15 protein-coding genes and 1 tRNA gene are annotated in these 19,717 nt (G+C 63.0%); 13 read left to right on the forward strand and 3 right to left on the reverse strand.

Features of this window, described 5'->3' with window-relative positions; genetic code table 11:
* Positions 1-12: 12 nt before the first annotated feature.
* Together AC5O5R_RS02490 and AC5O5R_RS02495 are read left to right on the forward strand one after the other, a co-directional pair.
* Positions 13-1,407 carry an MFS transporter gene (locus AC5O5R_RS02490; protein WP_172285388.1) on the forward strand — a complete coding sequence of 465 codons (1,395 nt, stop codon included), beginning with the start codon at positions 13-15 and terminating at the stop codon, positions 1,405-1,407.
* 9 nt (positions 1,408-1,416) lie between these two features.
* Positions 1,417-1,968 (forward strand): single-stranded DNA-binding protein, encoded by a 552-nt coding sequence (locus AC5O5R_RS02495; RefSeq protein ID WP_172230115.1) that lies wholly within the window; start codon positions 1,417-1,419, stop codon positions 1,966-1,968.
* A gap of 179 nt (positions 1,969-2,147) precedes the next feature.
* On the opposite strand, the gene AC5O5R_RS02500 is transcribed toward AC5O5R_RS02495, so the two are convergent.
* Positions 2,148-3,542: an aminotransferase-like domain-containing protein gene (locus tag AC5O5R_RS02500; protein WP_172230112.1), complete on the reverse strand. Its 1,395-nt coding sequence runs from the start codon at positions 3,540-3,542 to the stop codon at positions 2,148-2,150.
* Between the two features lie 439 nt (positions 3,543-3,981).
* Between AC5O5R_RS02500 and AC5O5R_RS02505 the strand changes: the two genes are divergently transcribed.
* From AC5O5R_RS02505 to AC5O5R_RS02550, 10 genes are all read left to right on the forward strand, one after another.
* Positions 3,982-5,007: a TauD/TfdA family dioxygenase gene (locus AC5O5R_RS02505; protein ID WP_172230109.1), complete on the forward strand. Its 1,026-nt coding sequence runs from the start codon at positions 3,982-3,984 to the stop codon at positions 5,005-5,007.
* 31 nt (positions 5,008-5,038) lie between these two features.
* Positions 5,039-5,824, forward strand: coding sequence for a sulfite exporter TauE/SafE family protein (locus AC5O5R_RS02510; RefSeq protein WP_172230106.1), 786 nt, complete (start codon positions 5,039-5,041; stop codon positions 5,822-5,824).
* Positions 5,825-5,845: 21 nt separating this feature from the next.
* On the forward strand, positions 5,846-6,607 hold the full coding sequence (locus AC5O5R_RS02515) for an SDR family NAD(P)-dependent oxidoreductase (RefSeq protein WP_172230103.1): 762 nt from the start codon (positions 5,846-5,848) through the stop codon (positions 6,605-6,607).
* Between the two features lie 153 nt (positions 6,608-6,760).
* Entirely contained in the window at positions 6,761-9,829 is a 3,069-nt protein-coding gene (gene fdnG / locus AC5O5R_RS02520) for a formate dehydrogenase-N subunit alpha (protein ID WP_172288052.1), read from the forward strand.
* The gene (gene fdxH, locus AC5O5R_RS02525; RefSeq protein ID WP_172220644.1) at positions 9,829-10,800 is read left to right on the forward strand and encodes a formate dehydrogenase subunit beta; all 972 of its coding nucleotides are present in this window, start codon (positions 9,829-9,831) and stop codon (positions 10,798-10,800) included. The genes fdnG and fdxH overlap by 1 nt, the downstream gene beginning before the upstream one ends.
* Positions 10,797-11,453: a formate dehydrogenase subunit gamma gene (locus AC5O5R_RS02530; RefSeq protein ID WP_172220641.1), complete on the forward strand. Its 657-nt coding sequence runs from the start codon at positions 10,797-10,799 to the stop codon at positions 11,451-11,453. Before fdxH ends, AC5O5R_RS02530 begins: the two co-directional genes overlap by 4 nt.
* 4 nt (positions 11,454-11,457) lie before the next feature.
* The gene (gene fdhE, locus AC5O5R_RS02535; RefSeq protein WP_172220638.1) at positions 11,458-12,378 is read left to right on the forward strand and encodes a formate dehydrogenase accessory protein FdhE; all 921 of its coding nucleotides are present in this window, start codon (positions 11,458-11,460) and stop codon (positions 12,376-12,378) included.
* A gap of 143 nt (positions 12,379-12,521) precedes the next feature.
* Entirely contained in the window at positions 12,522-13,949 is a 1,428-nt protein-coding gene (gene selA, locus AC5O5R_RS02540) for an L-seryl-tRNA(Sec) selenium transferase (RefSeq protein ID WP_172220633.1), read from the forward strand.
* Positions 13,946-15,868 (forward strand): selenocysteine-specific translation elongation factor, encoded by a 1,923-nt coding sequence (gene selB, locus AC5O5R_RS02545; protein ID WP_172220630.1) that lies wholly within the window; start codon positions 13,946-13,948, stop codon positions 15,866-15,868. The genes selA and selB overlap by 4 nt, the downstream gene beginning before the upstream one ends.
* Before the next feature lie 6 nt (positions 15,869-15,874).
* Positions 15,875-15,970, forward strand: a tRNA-Sec gene (locus AC5O5R_RS02550).
* Between the two features lie 14 nt (positions 15,971-15,984).
* Here AC5O5R_RS02550 and AC5O5R_RS02555 read toward each other — a convergent pair.
* Both AC5O5R_RS02555 and AC5O5R_RS02560 read right to left on the reverse strand, forming a co-directional pair.
* Positions 15,985-16,974: an asparaginase gene (locus AC5O5R_RS02555; protein ID WP_372242412.1), complete on the reverse strand. Its 990-nt coding sequence runs from the start codon at positions 16,972-16,974 to the stop codon at positions 15,985-15,987.
* Positions 16,975-17,046: 72 nt separating this feature from the next.
* Positions 17,047-18,489 carry an alanine/glycine:cation symporter family protein gene (locus AC5O5R_RS02560; RefSeq protein WP_172220624.1) on the reverse strand — a complete coding sequence of 481 codons (1,443 nt, stop codon included), beginning with the start codon at positions 18,487-18,489 and terminating at the stop codon, positions 17,047-17,049.
* Between the two features lie 178 nt (positions 18,490-18,667).
* Here AC5O5R_RS02560 and AC5O5R_RS02565 point away from each other — a divergent pair, with 178 nt between their 5' ends.
* Positions 18,668-19,477 carry a helix-turn-helix domain-containing protein gene (locus tag AC5O5R_RS02565; protein ID WP_172220621.1) on the forward strand — a complete coding sequence of 270 codons (810 nt, stop codon included), beginning with the start codon at positions 18,668-18,670 and terminating at the stop codon, positions 19,475-19,477.
* Positions 19,478-19,717: the final 240 nt, after the last annotated feature.

Consider the following 19,717-nt stretch of genomic DNA (forward strand, 5'->3'; position numbering starts at 1 on the left):
CGAGGTTAATCCATGCACGACACCCACAACGAGCGCATGAGCAGCGGCGAAACCCGCGCTGCTGGCGGCCTGGCCCTGGTCTTTGCCTTTCGTATGCTGGGCATGTTCATGGTCCTGCCGGTGCTGGCTACCTACGGCATGGACCTGGCCGGTGCAACCCCCGCACTGATCGGCCTGGCCATCGGTGCCTATGGCCTGACCCAGGCAGTGCTGCAGATTCCGTTCGGGATGATTTCCGACCGTATCGGCCGCCGGCCGGTGATTTACCTGGGGCTGGTGATCTTCGCCCTGGGCAGCGTACTGGCGGCGCAGGCCGACTCCATCTGGGGGGTGATCGCCGGGCGTATCCTGCAGGGCGCCGGGGCGATTTCCGCAGCGGTCATGGCATTGTTGTCCGACCTTACCCGCGAGCAGCACCGGACCAAGGCGATGGCCATGATCGGCATGAGCATCGGCCTGTCGTTCGCCGTGGCCATGGTTGTCGGCCCCTTGCTGACAAGTGCATTCGGGTTGTCAGGATTGTTCCTGACAACGGCAGGACTTGCCCTGGTGGGTATCCTGTTGATCGCGTTCGTCGTGCCCAACACCCACAGCATCCTGCAGCACCGAGAGTCGGGGGTGGCACGCCAGGCAATCGGCCCGACCCTGCGCCACCCGGACCTTCTGCGCCTGGATGTGGGCATTTTCGTCCTGCATGCCATTCTCATGGCCAGCTTCGTCGCACTGCCACTGGCCTTTGTCGAGCGCGGCGGCCTGCCGAAGGAGCAGCACTGGTGGGTATACCTGACCGCGTTGTTCATCTCATTTTTTGCAATGGTACCGTTCATCATCTACGGCGAAAAAAAGCGCAAGATGAAACGCGTACTGGCCGGGGCGGTCAGTGTGTTGCTGCTGGTGGAGCTGTTCTTCTGGCAGTGGGCTGACGGTTTGCGCGGACTGGTGATCGGCACCGTGGTATTCTTTACTGCATTCAACCTGCTGGAGGCATCGTTGCCTTCACTGGTGAGCAAAGTGTCGCCTGCAGGTGGCAAGGGGACGGCAATGGGGGTGTATTCCACCAGCCAGTTCCTCGGTGCTGCCCTGGGAGGAATCCTCGGTGGCTGGTTGTTCCAGCACGGCGGGCTGAACATGGTGTTCCTGGGTTGCGCGGTGCTGTGTGCCATCTGGCTGGTCGTTGCCTTGCGCATGAACGAGCCGCCCTATGTGACCAGCCTGCGTATGCCGCTGACGCCAGAGGCAGTCCGGGAAGCCGGCCTGACCGAGCGCCTGATGGCTGTGCCGGGTGTGACCGACGCCGTTGTGGTGGAAGAAGAATCCGCCATCTATATCAAACTGGATACGAAAATTTTGGACCGTACGACCCTCGAGCGCCTGGTAAACCCGGCCTCTTCGGCGTGCGAAGCCTAGGAGAACGTTATGGCCCGTGGGGTTAACAAAGTCATTCTGGTCGGCACCTGTGGCCAGGATCCCGAAGTCCGCTACCTGCCCAACGGTAACGCCGTGACCAACCTGAGCCTGGCTACTAGCGAGCAGTGGACCGACAAACAGTCGGGCCAGAAGGTCGAGCGTACCGAGTGGCACCGTGTGTCGCTGTTCGGCAAGGTTGCCGAAATTGCTGGCGAGTACCTGCGCAAGGGTTCGCAGTGCTACATCGAAGGCAAGCTGCAGACCCGCGAGTGGGAAAAAGACGGTATCAAGCGTTACACCACCGAGATCATCGTCGACATCAACGGCACCATGCAGCTGCTGGGCGGCCGTCCACAAGGTCAGCAGCAGGGCGGTGACCCGTACAACCAGGCCGGCGGCAACTACAACCAGGGCGGCCAGCAGCAACAGTACAACCAGGCCCCGCCACGCCAGCAGGCCCAGCGCCCGCAGCAGCAACAGCAGCAGCGCCCTGCACCGCAGCAGGCAGCACCGCAGCCGGCAGCTGACTTCGACAGCTTCGATGACGATATTCCGTTCTGATCAGAGCGTGAAGTTGTCCAGCTAGAGCAAAACCCAGGGCCATTGCCCTGGGTTTTTTTTGGGTCGCACGACTGGCCGTTCCGGAATGTGCGACGCGGTGCAATTAACCGGTGTCGCAAATCCGCCCGTGCCAGTCAATCAAGCAATGTGGGGCTGGGTGTGCAAAATCATCCAGCGCTTCAATAGAACAGCCGCGGCTCCGGCGAATCCAGCAAGCTGACCAGCTTGGTCAATGCAAAGCCCAGTTCCTGACGGCTTGGTGTCATCAGCGCAATCCGCACCCCACAGGTGGCGTTGCTACGTTCGGGCAGGAACTGGCTGCCACTCACCACCGTGACGCCGTTGCTGCGGGCCAGGTTGGCAAACTCGTCGCTGGTCCAGGGGGCGGGCAACTCCAGCCAGATGTGGAAGCTGTTGGGCTGGCTGCGGATCTTGTACTTGCCAAGAATCTGCTGCGCCATGCACTGGCGCGCCGCCGCTTCCTCCTGCTGCACCTGCACCAGGCGGTCGGCCATGCCGCTGTTGATCAGGTTGCTGGCCAGTTGTGCCATCAGCGGCGAAGGCATCCAGACACTGCTGCGCACCATCGACGATAATCGTGAGAGCGTTTGCGGCGGCGCATAAAGGTAGCCGATGCGCAGCGCAGGCAGCACGCTCTTGGACAGGCTGGTGAGGTACACCGAGCGCTCTGGCGCATAGGCAGCCAGGGGTTTGTAGTCCGGCGCGGGTTCGAGAAAACCGTAGATATCATCATCGACGATGAACAGGTCGAACTCGCGGGCGATTTCGGCGATGGCCTGGCGCCGTGCGTGGGGCATGATGGTGTTGGTCGGGTTCTGGTGAGTGGTGACACACACCAGAAGGGAAGGGCGGTGCTCCAGGCACGCCGCACGCAGTGCTTCGGGGATCAGCCCGTGCTCGTCCATGGCCACGCCGCGCAGACGGCGCCCCATGCTATGGGCCAGGGAAATGATGCCCGGGTAGCAGAAGGACTCGCACAACACCACGTCTTCATTCTTCGACAGGCTGCTGATGGCTACCAGCAGGCCGTGCTGGGCGCCCGAGGTCAGCACCACCTGTTGCCAGCGCGCTTCCGGCAACCAACGCTGAATCCAGGCCGCGCCGGCTTGTTTATGGGTGGCATGGCCGCCCTCGGTCACGTAGTCGAGTACTTGCACCAGGTCGGGTGACTGGGCCAGTTCGGTTATGGCCCCCCGCAGCCAGTCCGTCATGTGCGCGTCATCGGGTTTGATGATCGACAGGTCGATCTGGCCGCTTTCTCGCTCGGGCGGTATCGGCGTTTGGCGTGTTGACGGGGGAGGCGTTTGCGCCTGGCGTTGCTGCAGGACGAAGGTACCCCGCCCGACTTCGCCCACTACCAGGCCGCGTTTGGCCGCTTCGTCATAGGCGCGCCCGATAGTGCCGGGTGTCACGTTCAAGGACTCGGCGAGGTCCTTGAGCGTTGGCAGACGTTCGCCTGCCACCAGCCGGCCGTTGCCAATGTCCTGCTCAAGAGCATCGGCGATCATCAGGTAGACCGGCTGCGCCAGGTCGCTGTAGTGAGGAACCCACATGGAAATGGCACCAGAATCTGCGAGAACGCGAAAGCCTAGCACGAAAGGTCTTATGGGAGTAATTGTGTTTTCCTACGGGTAAATTACCTTGATTGCCATGCTTGCGTACTGCGCTTTATGTCGGCCTTGTTCGTCCTCCGCCTACTCCACGTCGGACTGGACGCCCTGACCATTGCGCCATCGACCAGAAACCTTTTGAAATCAATGAGTTGATTGAATCGATTCAATCGGCATCTATTTGCTTCGCAGAAATGGATTGAATCGATTTTATTTTTGTAATTACAATGATTGAGTCGATGCAATGTGGGCGCGACCTGCCGGTTGCCTCTACCTGTCGTCACACCGCTGTGAAAGGGAAAAATTATAACGTCTGCCGCCTCTGCCCGGCCTAGCACGACATCGAACGGCCTCGAGCCAGCTCAATGGAATAACACTCGAAATGGAAAGCGCACACCTGCATCAAGTGACTGAGCCTCAGGCTTCACTTGAGATCCGCCTGCCCTGGGTTAGCTCCAGTGCCTGGCAAACCCTGCTGAACAACACCCCTCTCGATTTCGAGACCAGCAAGGAGCTTTACCCACAGCTCAGGGACCAGGCTCAGGAGGTGCTGGGCAAGGGGTTGTGCCAGCAGATTCGCGGGTTTGTCGAAGACCCGCACCTGACCAGCATGATCGTGCGCAACTGCCCCCGGGATCGGGACATCCCGCCCACTCCTTATTCCGGTGTGCTAAGCCCGGGGAGTACGCCAATTGCCTGCTTGGTAACACTGAGCATGCAGAGCCTGATGGGTATCAACCCGATCGTTTACGAAGGGGAGAACAACGGCCGGCTGTTCCGCCACGTCATCCCGTCGCGCAATGCATCCAGCCACAAGAGTTCCCATGGCTCGCGGTTGCGCTTTTCCTACCATGTGGATAACCCGGACTTGCCGCTGTCATCCGAGCCACTTGGCACGGCGTCCTGCTGCCCGGAATATCTCTCGTTCTTCGGCATGCGCTGTGACCCGCGCATCAGCACGACGCTGGTCAATCTTGATGCGGTAGTGGCGGCATTACCTGCCTCGGCGGTTCGTGAGCTTTCCCTGCCGCAGTTCGAAGTCCGCCGCCCCGACTCGTTTACCGGCAATCGTCGGTGCACGGCCGAGCTGCCGGTGCTGGCCCGTGGTCACGCCGGTGAATGGCTGTGCCGCTTCGACAGCGAGAACACCCACGGGCTGAACTTGCGTGCAGAGCAGGCTCTGGCAAACCTGCGATCGGTGCTGGAAACCCGCCGCTTCGACGAACCGCACCTGTTGCTGCCGGGTGATTTCATGATCTTCAAGAACCAGCGTGTGCTGCACGCCCGCGATGGCTTCGAGCCGCAGAACGATGGTGCCGACCGCTGGCTGTTACGTCTGTTTGCGGTCAACGACTTGAACCGGGTGCATTTCGCGCGAGCGGACCACCTGTACGAAGTCCTCTCCTGATCTTTTTCACCGACTCGATGGAAGTACTGCTATGGAACTGTTAGGAGCCTTTTGGGCGGAACACTGGTTGTTGGCGATCCTGATGCTCGGGGCGATTGCATTTGTCGCCGGGTTTGTCGACAGCATCGCAGGTGGCGGCGGGTTGTTTCTGGTCCCAGGGTTTCTGCTGGTCGGCATGCCGCCGCAGGTCGCGCTGGGCCAGGAGAAGCTGGTCAGTACCTTGGGCACGTTGGCTGCTATTCGAAACTTTCTGGCCAACAGCAGGATGGTCTGGCAGGTGGCGCTGGTCGGGGTGCCATTCTCGTTGCTTGGTGCCTACCTGGGCGCGCATCTGATCGTCTCCATCCCCCAGGAGACCGTAGGCAAGATCATCCTGGCGTTGATCCCGTTCGGCATCCTTATCTTCCTGACACCAAAGGACCGGCCAGTCGAGGAGCGTGAATTGTCATCGCGGGTGCTCTACACCGTAGTTCCGCTTACCTGCCTTGCCATCGGCTTCTATGACGGATTCTTCGGCCCGGGCACCGGCAGCATGTTCATCATTGCCTTCCACTACCTGCTGCGAATGGACCTGGTATCCAGCTCGGCCAACTCCAAGACCTTCAATTTCGCCTCCAACATCGGTGCATTGGTGGCCTTCGTCATCGCCGGCAAGGTCGTGTACCTGCTGGCCGTGCCGCTGGTGGCCTGCAACATTCTCGGCAACCACCTGGGCAGTGCCCTGGCCCTGCGCAAAGGCAATGAAGTGGTGCGCAAGGCGCTGGTGTTCTCGATGCTCTGCCTGTTCACCAGCCTGGGCGTCAAATACCTGGTCTGACCCACCCATTTGGAGAAACTGATGAAAACTGCATTCGTGACTGGCGCCTCTTCGGGGTTCGGCCGGGCCATCTGCCGCACACTGATTGCCAAAGGCTACCGTGTGCTGGGCGGCGCCAGGCGCCTGGACAAGCTGCAGGCGCTGGAGACAGAACTGGGGGTCAATTTCATCCCCCTGGCGTTGGACGTTACCGACCCGGTATCACTCGGGACGGCGATGGAGCAGATTGCCGATGCCAAGCTGCAGATCGACCTGCTGGTCAACAATGCCGGCTTGGCGCTAGGCGTCGACAAAGCCCAGGCCAGCAGCGCGGAAAACTGGCAGCAGATGATCGACACCAACATCACCGGCCTGGCGATGGTCACCCACAAGGTCCTGCCGCGTATGGTCGAAGCCGACAGCGGCATGATCATCAATATCGGCTCCATTGCCGGCACCTATCCCTACCCGGGCGGCAATGTGTATGGCGCCAGCAAGGCCTTCGTCCGCCAGTTCAGCCTCAACCTGCGTGCCGACCTCGCCGGTACTCGGATACGGGTGAGCAACATCGAGCCTGGCCTATGCTCGGGCACTGATTTTTCTCTGGTGCGTCTGAACGGTGACCTGGAGGCGGTGCAGGCGCTGTATCGCGACGTGCAGGCCATTCTGCCGGAAGATATCGCAGCCACGGTGGCCTGGATAGCCGAGCAGCCAGCGCATGTGAACATCAACAGCATCGAGATCATGCCGGTGGCGCAGAGCAGTGCGGCGCTGAACGTGGTGCGCAACCTGCCGCGTGCCTGAGCGTGAATAAAGCGCTACCACCTGACCCAGGTCATCGCACCTTGCGGATTCTTGACTAGTCTTAACGGTTGGCAGCCATCAATTGGCCGCCACCGTGACTACCGAGAGGCGCCGGCCATGTTCCGCGCGTCCAAACCTGATCAGGAGTGCACGATGGACCTGAACCGTCGGCAGTTCTTCAAGGTCGCCGCCGTCGGCCTTGGAGGCTCGAGCCTTGCGGCGTTGGGTATGGCCCCGACACCGGCATTCGCCGAGCAGGTGCGTCACTTCAAGCTGGCGCACACCCTCGAGACGCGCAACACCTGCCCCTACTGCTCGGTCGGCTGCGGCCTGATCCTGTACAGCCAGGGTGATGCGGGTAAAAACGTCAAACAGAACATCATCCATATCGAAGGCGACGCCGACCATCCGGTCAACCGCGGCACCCTCTGCCCGAAAGGCGCCGGCCTGCTGGACTTTATCCACAGCCCGAGCCGGCTGCAGTACCCCGAAGTACGCAAGCCGGGCAGCAAGGAGTGGGTGCGGGTCAACTGGGACGAGGCGCTCGACCGCGTCGCCGACCTGATGAAACAGGACCGCGACGCCAACTTTATCGAGAAAAACGCCCAGGGGCAGACAGTCAACCGCTGGCTAACCACCGGTTTTCTGGCTGCCTCTGCTGCCTCCAGCGAGGCAGGCTACCTGACCCACAAGGTGATCCGCGCAACAGGCATGCTGGGGTTCGATAACCAGGCACGTGTCTGACATGGCCCGACGGTGGCAAGTCTTGCCCCGACGTACGGCCGTGGCGCCATGACCAACCACTGGTCAGATATCGCCAACGCGAATCTGGTCCTGGTGATGGGTGGCAACGCAGCAGAAGCGCATCCTTGCGGCTTCAAGTGGGTGACCGAGGCCAAGGCGCACAACAAGGCGCGGCTGATCGTGGTCGACCCGCGGTTTACCCGAACCGCTTCGGTGGCGGACTACTACGCGCCGATCCGTACCGGTACCGATATTGCCTTCATGGGCGGGCTGATCAATTACCTGCTGAGCAACGACAAGATCCAGCACGAGTACGTGCGCAACTACACCGACGTGTCGTTCATCGTCAAAGAGACCTATGGCTTCGAAGACGGGCTGTTCAGCGGCTACGACGAGGCCAAGCGGGTGTATGCCGACAAGTCCGGCTGGGGTTACGAGCTGGGTGAAGACGGTTTTGCCAAGGTCGACCCGACCTTGCAGCACCCCCGTTGCGTGTTCCAGCTGATGAAACAGCACTACAGCCGCTACACCCCCGAGCTGGCGAGCATGACCTGTGGCATGCCGCAGCAGCAGATGATGAAGGTGTGGGAGGAGATCGCCACTTGCTCGGTACCGGGCAAGACCATGACCATCCTCTACGCGCTGGGCTGGACGCAGCACTCGATTGGTGCGCAGATCATCCGCAGTGCGGCCATGGTGCAACTGCTGCTGGGCAACGTCGGCATGCCGGGTGGCGGGGTCAACGCCCTGCGCGGGCACTCCAACATCCAGGGCCTGACCGACCTCGGCCTGCTGTCCAATTCGCTACCAGGCTACCTGACCCTGGCCGGCGACGCCGAGCAGGACTACGCCACCTACATCGACAAGCGTGCGTCCAAGCCGCTGCGCCCGGGGCAGCTGTCGTACTGGCAGAACTACGGCAAGTTCCACGTCAGCCTGATGAAGGCCTGGTACGGCGCCAACGCCACGGCAGAAAACAACTGGGGCTATGACTGGTTGCCCAAGCTCGATGTACCGGCCTACGACGTGCTGCGCATGTTCGAGATGATGGGCCAGGGCAAGGTCAACGGCTACATGTGCCAAGGCTTCAACCCGATTGCCGCGCTGCCGGACAAGAACCGTGTCACCGCCGCACTGGCCAAGCTCAAGTGGCTGGTGATCATGGACCCGCTGGCCACCGAGACCTCGGAGTTCTGGCGCAATGCCGGGCCGTTCAACGACGTCGATACGGCCAGCATCCAGACCGAAGTGATCCGCCTGCCCACCACCTGTTTCGCCGAGGAGGATGGCTCGCTGGTCAACAGTAGCCGCTGGCTGCAGTGGCACTGGAAGGGCGCCGACGGCCCTGGCGAGACCCGTACCGACGTGCAGATCATGAGCGAGCTGTTCATCCGCCTGCGTGAGCGCTACAGCAAGGAAGGCGGTGCCTACCCCGACGCCATCATGAACATCGACTGGCCATACAAGATCCCTGATGAGCCGTCCCCGGAAGAGCTGGCCAAGGAGATGAATGGCTGGGCAGTTACCGATGTCACCGACCCGACCGGTGCAGTGATCAAGGCCGGGCAGCAGCTTTCGGGCTTTGGCCAGATGAAGGACGATGGCAGTACCGCGTCAGGCTGCTGGATCTTCGCCGGATGCTGGACCGAGCAGGGCAACCAGATGGCTCGCCGCGACAACAGCGACCCGTACGGCATGCACCAGGTGCAGAACTGGGCCTGGGCCTGGCCGGCCAACCGGCGCATCCTCTACAACCGTGCCTCCAGCGACCCCCAGGGCAAGCCTTGGGACCCGGAGAAAAAACGCCTGGTGTGGTGGAACGGCAAAGCCTGGACCGGCACCGATGTGCCGGATTTCAAGGTCGATTCGCCACCCGAGGCGGGCATGAACCCGTTCATCATGAACCCCGAAGGCGTGGCGCGTTTCTTCGCCATCGACAAGATGGCCGAAGGCCCGTTCCCGGAACACTACGAGCCGTTCGAGACGCCGATAGGCATCAACCCCCTGCACCCGCAGAACAAGAAAGCCACCAGCAACCCGGCCGGGCGGATCTTCGATTCGGTGTGGGACACCCTCGGCACCCACGACGAGTTCCCGTACGCGGCCACCACCTACCGGCTGACCGAGCACTTCCATTTCTGGAGCAAGCATTGCCGGCTCAACGCCATTGCCCAGCCCGAGCAGTTCGTCGAGATCGGCGAGGTGCTGGCCAACGAGAAGGGCATCAAGGCCGGCGATCGGGTGCGGGTATCCAGCAAGCGCGGGCATATCGATGCGGTGGCGGTGGTGACCAAGCGGATTCGCCCGCTGCAGGTCAACAACCAGACCGTGCACCAGATCGGCATCCCGTTGCACTGGGGCTTCACCGGGGCTACCCGGCATGGCTACCTGACCAACACCCTGGTGCCATTCCTGGGTGACGGCAACACGCAGACGCCAGAGTCCAAGTCGTTCCTCGTCAAAGTGGAGAAACTCTGATGGCCAGCCAAGACATCATTGCCCGCTCGGCCACCACCACCGTACCGCCCTCGGTACGCCAGCTGGAGGAGGTCGCCAAGCTGATCGACACCACCAAGTGCATCGGCTGCAAGGCTTGCCAGGTGGCGTGTTCGGAGTGGAACGAACTGCGTGACGAGGTCGGCCACAACCATGGTACCTACGACAACCCCCAGGACCTCACCGCCGAGACCTGGACCTTGATGCGTTTCACCGAGCACGAGCGCGACGACGGCAACCTGGAGTGGCTGATCCGCAAGGACGGCTGCATGCACTGCGCCGACCCAGGTTGCCTGAAGGCCTGCCCCAGCCCGGGGGCGATCATCAAGCACGCCAACGGCATCGTCGACTTCAACCAGGACCACTGCATCGGCTGCGGCTACTGCATCACCGGTTGCCCGTTCAATATCCCGCGTATCTCGCAGAAGGACCACAAGGCGTACAAGTGCACCCTGTGCTCCGACCGCGTCAGCGTGGGCCTGGAGCCGGCGTGTGTAAAAACCTGCCCGACCGGGGCGATCGTGTTCGGCAGCAAGGAGGAGATGAAGGTGCATGCCGCCGAGCGCATTGTCGACCTGAAGTCTCGGGGTTTCGACAATGCCGGGCTGTACGACCCGGACGGCGTCGGCGGCACCCATGTGATGTACGTCCTGCACCATGCCGACACGCCCAGGCTGTACGCCGGCCTGCCGGACCAACCGGTGATCAGCCCGCTGGTGGGGCTGTGGAAAGGCTTCACCAAACCGCTGGCGCTGCTGGCCATGGGCGCGGCGGTGCTGGCCGGATTCTTCCATTACGTACGGGTCGGCCCACAGCGCGTCGAAGGAGACGAAAATCCTCTCCCGCCGGACGGCAGCGTGCACCCGGCAGACACGTCGGTGCATCAGGTGGACCCGGCCGTCCATGTCTTTGATCCGACCAGGCCCGGTGGGCAAGGGGAGCAGCGGCCATGAACGACAACAGACCCATCCTGCGCTACAACGCCAACGAACGGACCAACCACTGGATCGTCGCCATCCTGTTCATGACCGCCGGTTTGTCCGGGCTGGCGCTGTTTCATCCGGCGTTGTTCTGGCTTAGTCACCTGTTCGGCGGCGGGCCGTGGACGCGCATTCTGCATCCGTTCCTGGGCGTGGCGATGTTCGTGTTCTTCCTCGGCCTGGTGGTGCGCTTCTGGCGCGCCAACTTCATCACCGCCAACGACCGCCTGTGGCTGCGCCGTATCGACCGGGTGATGCTCAACGAGGAGGAGGGCGTGCCGCCGGTTGGCAAGTACAACGCCGGGCAGAAGCTGCTGTTCTGGACCCTGCTGCTATGCATGCTGGCCCTTCTTGTCACCGGTGTGGTGATCTGGCGGGCGTACTTCAGCCATCTGTTCGGCATCGAAGTTATCCGTTTGTCTGCCCTGTTGCATGCCCTGGCCGCGTTCGTGCTGATCCTCAGCATCATCGTGCATATCTACGCGGGTATCTGGATCAAGGGGTCGATCGGCGCCATGTTGCATGGTTGGGTCAGCCGCCCTTGGGCGCGCAAGCATCATAAGTTGTGGTACCGCGAAGTGACCGGTGACAAGACCCCGACCCATCACCGACGTAAAGAAGGATGAACGTTTGAGCACGATACTCGAGCCCGGGCAGATTGAAACGTCGGCGGTAACGCCGCCGTTTCTGCATATGCCGCCCGCCAACCTGTTCGAACTGCGGGCGGTGCGCCTTGAGCAGTTGACCGCGGGTAACGCCCTCGGCGATTACATGAAGTTTATCGCGCGGTTGTGCCGTATCCAGCAGCAGCTGGTGGATAACCCGCCTGGTGATGTGCCGGTCGCGGCAGAGCGTCAGCGCCTGTGCATAAGTCATGGTCTGCCACCGCTGGCGGCTGACGGGCTGGTGCGTGAAGGAGCTTGGCTGGTTTGGCTGCAGGCCTTGCTGGCGCACTTCAACAGCGAGACCAGCGGTGCGTTGGGAGATGCGTTGCAAGCGCTGCGTGACAGCGATGAACACCAGCACAAGGGCTGGGGTGTTGCCCTGCTTGCTGGCCAGTACGACGCGGTGCCAGCGGCGTTGGTGCCCTTCATCGGGGCCGCGCTGCAGGCCGCATGGTCCAGTTGGCTGCTGTCATTGCCAGTGGCCGAGCTCAATCCCGCCGGCAGCCTGGCCCAATGCCCGGCCTGCGGTTCGCCGGCGATGGCCGGAGTGGTGCGTAACCGCGGCAAGCACAATGGCCTGCGCTATCTGGCTTGCTCGCTGTGTGCCTGCGAGTGGCATGTGGTGCGGGTCAAGTGCGTGTACTGCGATTCGAGCAAGGATTTGCGCTATACCAGCCTTGAAGACGATCGCCATGCACCGGGCAAGGCGCCGCTGCGGGCCGAATGCTGCCCAGGGTGTCAGAGCTACCTGAAGCAGAACTACCTGGAGAACGATGCGGCGGCCGAGCCGCTCGCCGATGACCTGGCCAGCCTGGCGCTGGATATGCGGCTGGACGAGGAGGGCTTCCATCGAATGGCGCCCAACCTGATGCTCGCGCCCGGCTAGTGGCCGAGTGTCTACACTGAAACACCGAGTTGCCTGCTTCGCGGGTGAACCCGCTCCCACAAGGTCCGCGCACAATCCTGTGGGGGCGGGTTTACCCGCGAAAGGGCCGGAACAGACAACGGATCAGTCCAAGGTAGTACCGAATGTCCATCACCCTCGCCAGCGACATCCCACGCCTGCCCTCCATCGATACCCTTCTGCGCCACCCGGCCTGTCTCCCACTGATCGACCGCCACGGCCGCGACGCGGTCCTCGCCACCTTGCGCCAATTGCTCGACGACCTGCGCGACCCTGCCCGTAATGGCCAAGTCGGCAGTGCCGAACTGGCCCCGCAAATCCTGCTCGGCCGTAGCGGCGAACGCCTCGCCATCCAGCAACGCAGCCAGGTCCGCCGGGTGTTCAACCTTACCGGCACCGTACTGCACACCAACCTGGGTCGTGCACTGTTGCCGGAAGAGGCCATTGAAGCCATGCAGACCGCCGCCCGCTACCCGCTCAACCTGGAGTTTGACCTGGCCAGCGGCAAGCGTGGCGACCGTGACGACCTGATCGAAGGCCTGATCCGCGAACTGACCGGTGCCGAAGCCGTCACCGTGGTCAACAACAACGCAGCCGCGGTGCTGCTGGCGCTGAACAGCCTGGGCGCGCGTAAGGAGGGCATCATCTCCCGTGGTGAGCTGATCGAGATCGGCGGTGCCTTCCGCATCCCCGACATCATGGCCCGCGCCGGTGTGAAGCTGCACGAAATCGGCACCACCAACCGCACCCACGCCCGCGACTACGAAGCCGCCATCGGCCCGCGCACTGGCTTGCTGATGCGTGTGCATTGCAGCAATTACAGCATCCAGGGCTTCACCACCCAGGTGCCCACTGCCGAGTTGGCGTGCATCGCCAGGCAACACGAATTGCCGCTGCTCGAGGACCTGGGCAGCGGCAGCCTGCTCGACCTCACCCGCTGGGGGCTGCCCGCCGAACCCACGGTGCGCCAGGCCCTGGCCGACGGCGCCGATATTGTCACCTTCAGTGGCGACAAGCTGCTGGGGGGGCCGCAAGCCGGGATCATCGTGGGGCGCAAGGAGCTGATCGCCAGGATCAAGAAAAACCCGCTCAAGCGCGCGTTGCGTGTCGACAAGATCACCCTCGCCGCACTGGAAGCCGTGTTGGCGCTGTATCGCAACCCTGACCGCCTGGCCGAGCGCCTGCCCAGCCTGCGCCTGCTCACCCGCAACCAGGCCGAGATCCACGCCCAGGCCGAGCGCCTGGCCCCTGAACTCAAGGCCCGCGTCGGTGAGCAATGGGCGGTCAGTGTCGAACCGGCGCTGGGCATGATCGGCAGTGGCAGCCAGCCCGTGGCGCGCCTGCCCAGTGCAGCCTTGTGCCTGCGCCCGCAGGTGTCGAAAAAGCTGCGCGGGCGCAGCCTGCATGTGCTTGAGCGGGCCTTGCGCGACCTGCCAGTGCCAGTGCTCGGCCGTATCGACGATGACGCCTTGTGGCTGGACCTGCGCCAACTGGATGACGAAGCCCAGTGGTTGGCGCAGTTGCCAGCCCTGCAGCTGGGGCCGGTGCAGTGATTGTCGGCACTGCCGGCCACATCGACCATGGCAAGACCGCGCTGCTGCAGGCGCTGACCGGCCAGGCCGGTGACCAGCGCCAGGAAGAGCGTGCCCGTGGCATGACCATCGACCTTGGCTACCGCTATGCAGCGCTGGCCGAAGGTGCAGCGCTGACCGGCTTTATCGATGTGCCCGGCCACGAGCGTTTTATCCACAACATGCTGGCCGGTGCCCATGGCATCGACCTGGTGTTGCTGGTGGTCGCTGCCGACGATGGGGTGATGCCACAGACCCGCGAGCACCTGGCGATCATCGAACTGCTGGGCATTCCCCAGGCGTTGGTGGCGATCAGCAAAAGCGACCGGGTCGAGCCGGCCCGCCTGGCTGAAGTGCAGGCACAGGTCGGCGAACTGCTGGCGCCCGGGCCGTATGCCGGGGCACGGCAGTTCCCGTTGTCGAGCCTCAGTGGGGAAGGGGTCGAAGCGCTGCGCCAGGCCTTGCTGGAGGCCGAGGCGCGGGTGGGGCAAAGGAGTGTGCAGGGTGGCTTTCGCCTGGCTGTCGACCGTGCCTTCGCGGTGACCGGTGCGGGTGTGGTAGTCACCGGAACGGCGCTGGCCGGGCGGGTCAGTGTCGGCGAGACATTGTTGCTGGGCAAGGCCGGCAAGCCGGTACGGGTGCGCGGCCTGCATGCCCAGAACCAGGCTGCGCTGGTGGCTGAAGCGGGCCAGCGGGTGGCGCTGAACATTGCGGCTGATCGCCTGGCCGTCGAGCAGGTACACCGCGGGGACTGGTTGCTGCCCGAGTGGCTGCATGCGCCCAGCGTTCGAGTGGATATCGAACTGCGCCTGTTACCGGGCGAGACGCGTACCTTCGAACATTTCAGCGCCGTGCACGTGCACCTCGGTACCCAGGATGTGACGGCCCGTGTGGCGTTGCTGGAAGGCGAAACCCTGGCAGCCGGCCAGCGCATGTTCGCCCAGCTGCTGCTCAACGCGCCGCTGCAGGCGGTGCACGGCGACCGCCTGGTACTGCGCGACCAGCGTGCCCAGCGCACCCTGGGCGGCGGCAAGGTGCTGGACCCGTTTGCGCCTGGCCGCCAGCGCCGCAGCGAACAGCGCCTGCGCCAGTTGCAGGTGCTGCGTGACGCCGAGGACCTGGAGGCAGCCCTGCCCGCCCTGCTTGGCAGCGCCCCCGGTGGTCTCGACCCACAGCGCCTCGAGCGGCAATTCAATCGCCTGCGCGAAACCTGGCAGTTGCCCAAGGACGTGCTGGTGGTGGCCACACGGCAAGGCCAACTGCTTTTTGCCTACGACCAGTGGCAGGCGCTCAGGCAGCAGGTGCTGGAGCAGCTGGCGCGCTTTCACCAGCAAGAGCCCGACCAGCTTGGCCCGGACCGTGACCGCCTGCGCCGCTTCGCCGCCTTGCCCCTGGAGCGACCCGCATTCGTCAGCCTGCTGGATGAGCTGCTCGATAGCGGTGCCCTGGCCAGCAGCGGACCATGGTTGCATTTGCCTGATCACAAGGTGCAGTTGAGCGAAGCCGACAGTGCGTTGTGGGCGCGCTTGCAGCCGAAGTTGCTGGCGGGCCGGTACGATCCGCCGTGGGTGAGGACGCTGGCAACCGAAGAAAACCGTGCTGAAGCTGACGTGCGCCTGTTGCTGCGCAAGCTGGCCCGGCTGGGCATGGTGCACCAGGTGGTGCGCGACCTGTTCTACCCTGATTCGACGCTACAGCGCATGGCAGAGCTGCTGCTGGGGCAGGCCAGCGAGACGCCGATAGTGCAGGTTGCCGCGTTTCGCGATATGTTGGGCATCGGTCGCAAGCGCAGTGTGCAGGTGCTGGAGTATTTCGACCGCATTGGCCTGACCCGCAGGGTGGCCGACCAGCGTTACATCCGCGCCGACAGCGCCCTGGCCCAGCAGCAGGCCAGGCACTGAATACAAGGAAGGCAATCGCGCCCGGTGGCGCGGCCGGGCTTCAAACCCGGTTGGGGACGGCAGCCGTTCCCGGGCAGGTTCGACTCCCGCTGCCTTCCGCCATTTTCTCGGGCCTGTCAGGCCCGCTCCCCACATAGATCCAGGGCAAACCACCGCTCAGCCGTGTCGACATCCAGCCCGGCCCCCAGCAGCGCAACCATCTTGCCCAGTGCCGCCTCGCGGGTCATGCCGCCGCCACTGACCAGCCCGGCCCCGCGCAGGCGGTTACCCGCCGCATAGGTATCGAACACCACCGACCCTTCAGGGCACTGGCTGATAGCCGCCAGCATTACCCCGCGCTGGCGCGCCGCGCGCAGCGCATCCAGCAATGCCTGGTCATCCGAAGGCCCGGTACCGCTGCCATAGCACTCCAGCAGCAGCCCTTGCACACCGCTGTCGAGCAGCGCTTTCAGGTGTTCGGCACGCAGGCCCGGGAACACCGGCATCACCGCCAGGTTGACCGGCTGGCGCTGTTGGCGATAGCCCAGCACCGCCGGCAATTCGGCGGCACGCTGGCCTTCACGATGGCGCGGCAGTGCAGCAAAGGCATCGAACGCTTCGCTGCGCAGTTTCGATGTCCGGCAGCCATGCAGCAGCTGACCGTGGAAATACAGCTGCACGCCATCCTCCAGCCCCTGTTCGAACTGGCGCAGCGCGCCACACAGGTTGTCCCAGGCGTCACTGCCGCCGGCACCTGCCGGCAGCATCGAACCGGTCAGCAGCACCGCTGCTGGCAGGCCCAGCAACAGGAACGACAATGCCGCGGCGCTGTAGGCCAGGCTGTCGGTGCCGTGCAACACCAGCACGCCATCATGGCCAGCCACATCCACCGCCTCGACGATGGCATCGCGCATCGCCAGCCAGTTGTGCTGCTGCATGTTGGCGCTGTCCAGCAGCGGGTTCAGCTCTTGCAGGGTCCATTGCAGCTGGGGCGCATCGGCCATCTGGGCGAAGTGTTCGCGCATCCGCGCTTCAAAACCACCGGCTGGCGCCAGGCCTTCCGGGGTTTCGAGCATGCCGATGGTGCCACCGGTATAGAGAACGAGAAGATTCTTGACTGCACGCATGGAAAGCATCCGTAGCGGTGAGCGGAGAAAGAAAAGCCGCCCGCGAACGGGGCGGCTGGGTAGCGCAGGGTATCAGCGCTGTGGCTGGGCTTGAGCGGCCATTTTGTCAGCGGCTGTTTCGGCCTGGGCATTGGCAGGCCAGGCATTGCGGTCCAGGTCCAGGTCGACGAATTTGCTCGAGTCGAACACCGGTTGCTGGATACCGGCCTTGCGCTGGTCGTCGTAGTCGTTCATCACCCGCAGGCCGACCTTGAACAGCATGGCCAGGGCCACCAGGTTGACGAAGGCCAGGCAGGTCATGGTGATGTCGGCGAAGGCGAACACGGTCGACAGGTCCTGCATCGAACCCCATACCACCAGTGCCAGTACCAGGCCACGGAAGATCATCAGCACCACGCGGTTGCGGCTGAGGAACTGCAGGCTGTTCTCGCCCAGGTAGTAGTTGTAGAGGATGCAGGTGAAGACGAACAGCGACAGCGCCACGCTGACGAACACACGGCCCCAGTCACCGACCACAGCGGCCAGCGAGTTCTGGGTCAGGACAATGCCGTCGCCTTCGAAGCCTGGGGTGTAGAAGCCCGACAGCAAGATCAGCAGTGCGGTGCAGGTGCAGATCAAGAAGGTGTCGAGGAACACGCTGAAGGCCTGGACCACGCCCTGCGCGCCCGGGTGCTTCACTGCCGCCACGGCGGCGACGTTAGGCGCGCTACCCAGGCCGGCTTCGTTGGCGAACACACCACGCTTCACGCCCATGACGATGGCGCTGCCAAGCAGGCCGCCAAACGCTGGATCAAGGCCGAAGGCGCTCTTGAAGATGGTTTCCAGCATGGCAGGCACGTGCTCGATCTGGGTGCCGATCACGTACAGGGTCACGCCGATGTAGGCAAGGGTCTTGACCGGTACCAGCAGGTCGGAAACCGCAGCGATGCGTTTGATGCCGCCGATGAAGGTGACGGCCAGCAGCACGGCCAGGACGATACCGGTGTGGCTTGGGTCGAAGGCAAAGGCGTTCTGCAGCGAGTGGGTCACGGTGTACGACTGCAGGCCGATGAAGGCAAAGCCGTAAGTGACCAGCAGCAGCACCGAGAACACGATGGCCATGCTTTTCAGCTTCAGGCCGTGCTGGATGTAGTAGGCCGGGCCACCGCGGTACAGGCCGTCGCCGTCGGCGCGTTTGTAGACCTGGGCCAGGGTGCATTCGAAGAAGCTGCTGGCCATGCCGACCAGCGCAGTGACCCACATCCAGAACACCGCGCCTGGGCCACCCAGGGTCACGGCAATGCCGACACCGGCGATGTTACCCGCGCCCACGCGACCGGCCAGGCTCAGCATCAGGGCCTGGAAAGAGCTCAGCTGGCCTGCCTGGCCACGCAGCGATTCCTTGAATACGGTGAACATGTGGGCGAAATGGCGGAACTGTACGAACCGGGAACGGATGGTGAAGTAACCGCCGAGACCGACGATCAGCACGATGAGGAGTTTCCCGGAAAGGAAATCGTTGAGTGCTTCGAGCATTGGAAAATGACCTCGATTCTTATTCTTCGCATGGAAAGACCAGCGGACGGCAGGCGCACCGCTATTCGTTGGGGCGCATGGTTGGCCATGACAAGAGTGGTTACAATTTCGCGGATTGCTCTGACTTGATGCGACTTGATGCTACAATGGCGCCATTCGCGTCACCTGGGTTCCGCACATGAGCGATCATTTCGCTACCAACCTCAAGCTGGCTTGCAGCCACTACCGCTCTATCTCCGAAGTTTGCCGGCAGCTGTCGATCAACCGCGCGCAGTTCAACAAGTACCTGAGCGGCCAGAGCCGCCCGACGGCTTTCAACCTGAAGCGCATCGGCGATTTCTTCGGTGTCGAGGATTACGAGCTGAACCTGCCGGCCGAGCAGTTCGCCCGGTTGATCGGCGCCCGCGTGTCGACCCTGGCCGATCAGCCCAGCGACCCCATCAGCGAGCTGTTCCGACCGCTGCATGAACACGCGGGCAATTTGTCGCGCTATTGCGGTTACTACTTCGAGTATTCCAACTGCATGTCGGTACCCGGCACCATCCTCGTCTCGCTGGTGCATCTGTGGGAGGAACGCGGCCGTTTCCTGTTCGAACGTCAGGAGCGGCAGGAGCGCTCCAGCGCAGCCGACCAGCATGCCGAAGTACGTTGCCGCTACCTGGGTGCGGCTTTCCAGTTGCAGGACCGGGTGTTCCTCATCGACTACGAGTCGCTCACCTTCAACGAAATGAGCCAGACCATCCTCATTCCCAGCTTCAAAAGCCGTATTACCCGCCTCAACGGCCTGAAGGCCGGGGTATCCAGCGGCGACCGGCGCAACCCGGCCTGTACCCGGGTGGTGTGGGAATATCTGGGAGAGGAGATCAACCGCATCAATGCCTATCGACAGGTAAAGCTGTACCAGCCGGATGATCCGCGCATAGATGACGATGTACGCGAGCGGCTGAGCGTGGGGCCGTTACGTAACAGCCTGTTCGAGATTGAATAGAATCCCCCGTCAAGAACTAGCGCAGTACCTATTGCAGGAGCGGCCTTGTGTCGCAAAAGGGCTGCGCAGCGGCCCCGGCAATTTGTGTATCCATGCTGAACCCTTGGGGCTGCTGCGCAGCCCATCGCGACGCAAGGCTGCTCCTTGTATGTTGTGTCTGACCCTGACGAGAGAGGTTATTCTGGTCAGGTTCGAGAAGCACTTCCGGGGAGACCGATCGCTCCTGAAGGCAGGCTTGCC

This window comes from Pseudomonas sp. 8_5_2 (assembly GCF_059295255.1).

Coding starts and splice junctions, on each gene's coding strand:
- AC5O5R_RS02490 (WP_172285388.1), top strand. CDS start 13: ATGCACGACACCCACAACGAGCGCATGAGCAGCGGCGAAACCCGCGCT.
- AC5O5R_RS02495 (WP_172230115.1), top strand. CDS start 1,417: ATGGCCCGTGGGGTTAACAAAGTCATTCTGGTCGGCACCTGTGGCCAG.
- AC5O5R_RS02500 (WP_172230112.1), bottom strand. CDS start 3,542: ATGTGGGTTCCTCACTACAGCGACCTGGCGCAGCCGGTCTACCTGATG.
- AC5O5R_RS02505 (WP_172230109.1), top strand. CDS start 3,982: ATGGAAAGCGCACACCTGCATCAAGTGACTGAGCCTCAGGCTTCACTT.
- AC5O5R_RS02510 (WP_172230106.1), top strand. CDS start 5,039: ATGGAACTGTTAGGAGCCTTTTGGGCGGAACACTGGTTGTTGGCGATC.
- AC5O5R_RS02515 (WP_172230103.1), top strand. CDS start 5,846: ATGAAAACTGCATTCGTGACTGGCGCCTCTTCGGGGTTCGGCCGGGCC.
- fdxH (WP_172220644.1), top strand. CDS start 9,829: ATGGCCAGCCAAGACATCATTGCCCGCTCGGCCACCACCACCGTACCG.
- AC5O5R_RS02530 (WP_172220641.1), top strand. CDS start 10,797: ATGAACGACAACAGACCCATCCTGCGCTACAACGCCAACGAACGGACC.
- selA (WP_172220633.1), top strand. CDS start 12,522: ATGTCCATCACCCTCGCCAGCGACATCCCACGCCTGCCCTCCATCGAT.
- AC5O5R_RS02555 (WP_372242412.1), bottom strand. CDS start 16,974: ATGCGTGCAGTCAAGAATCTTCTCGTTCTCTATACCGGTGGCACCATC.
- AC5O5R_RS02560 (WP_172220624.1), bottom strand. CDS start 18,489: ATGCTCGAAGCACTCAACGATTTCCTTTCCGGGAAACTCCTCATCGTG.
- AC5O5R_RS02565 (WP_172220621.1), top strand. CDS start 18,668: ATGAGCGATCATTTCGCTACCAACCTCAAGCTGGCTTGCAGCCACTAC.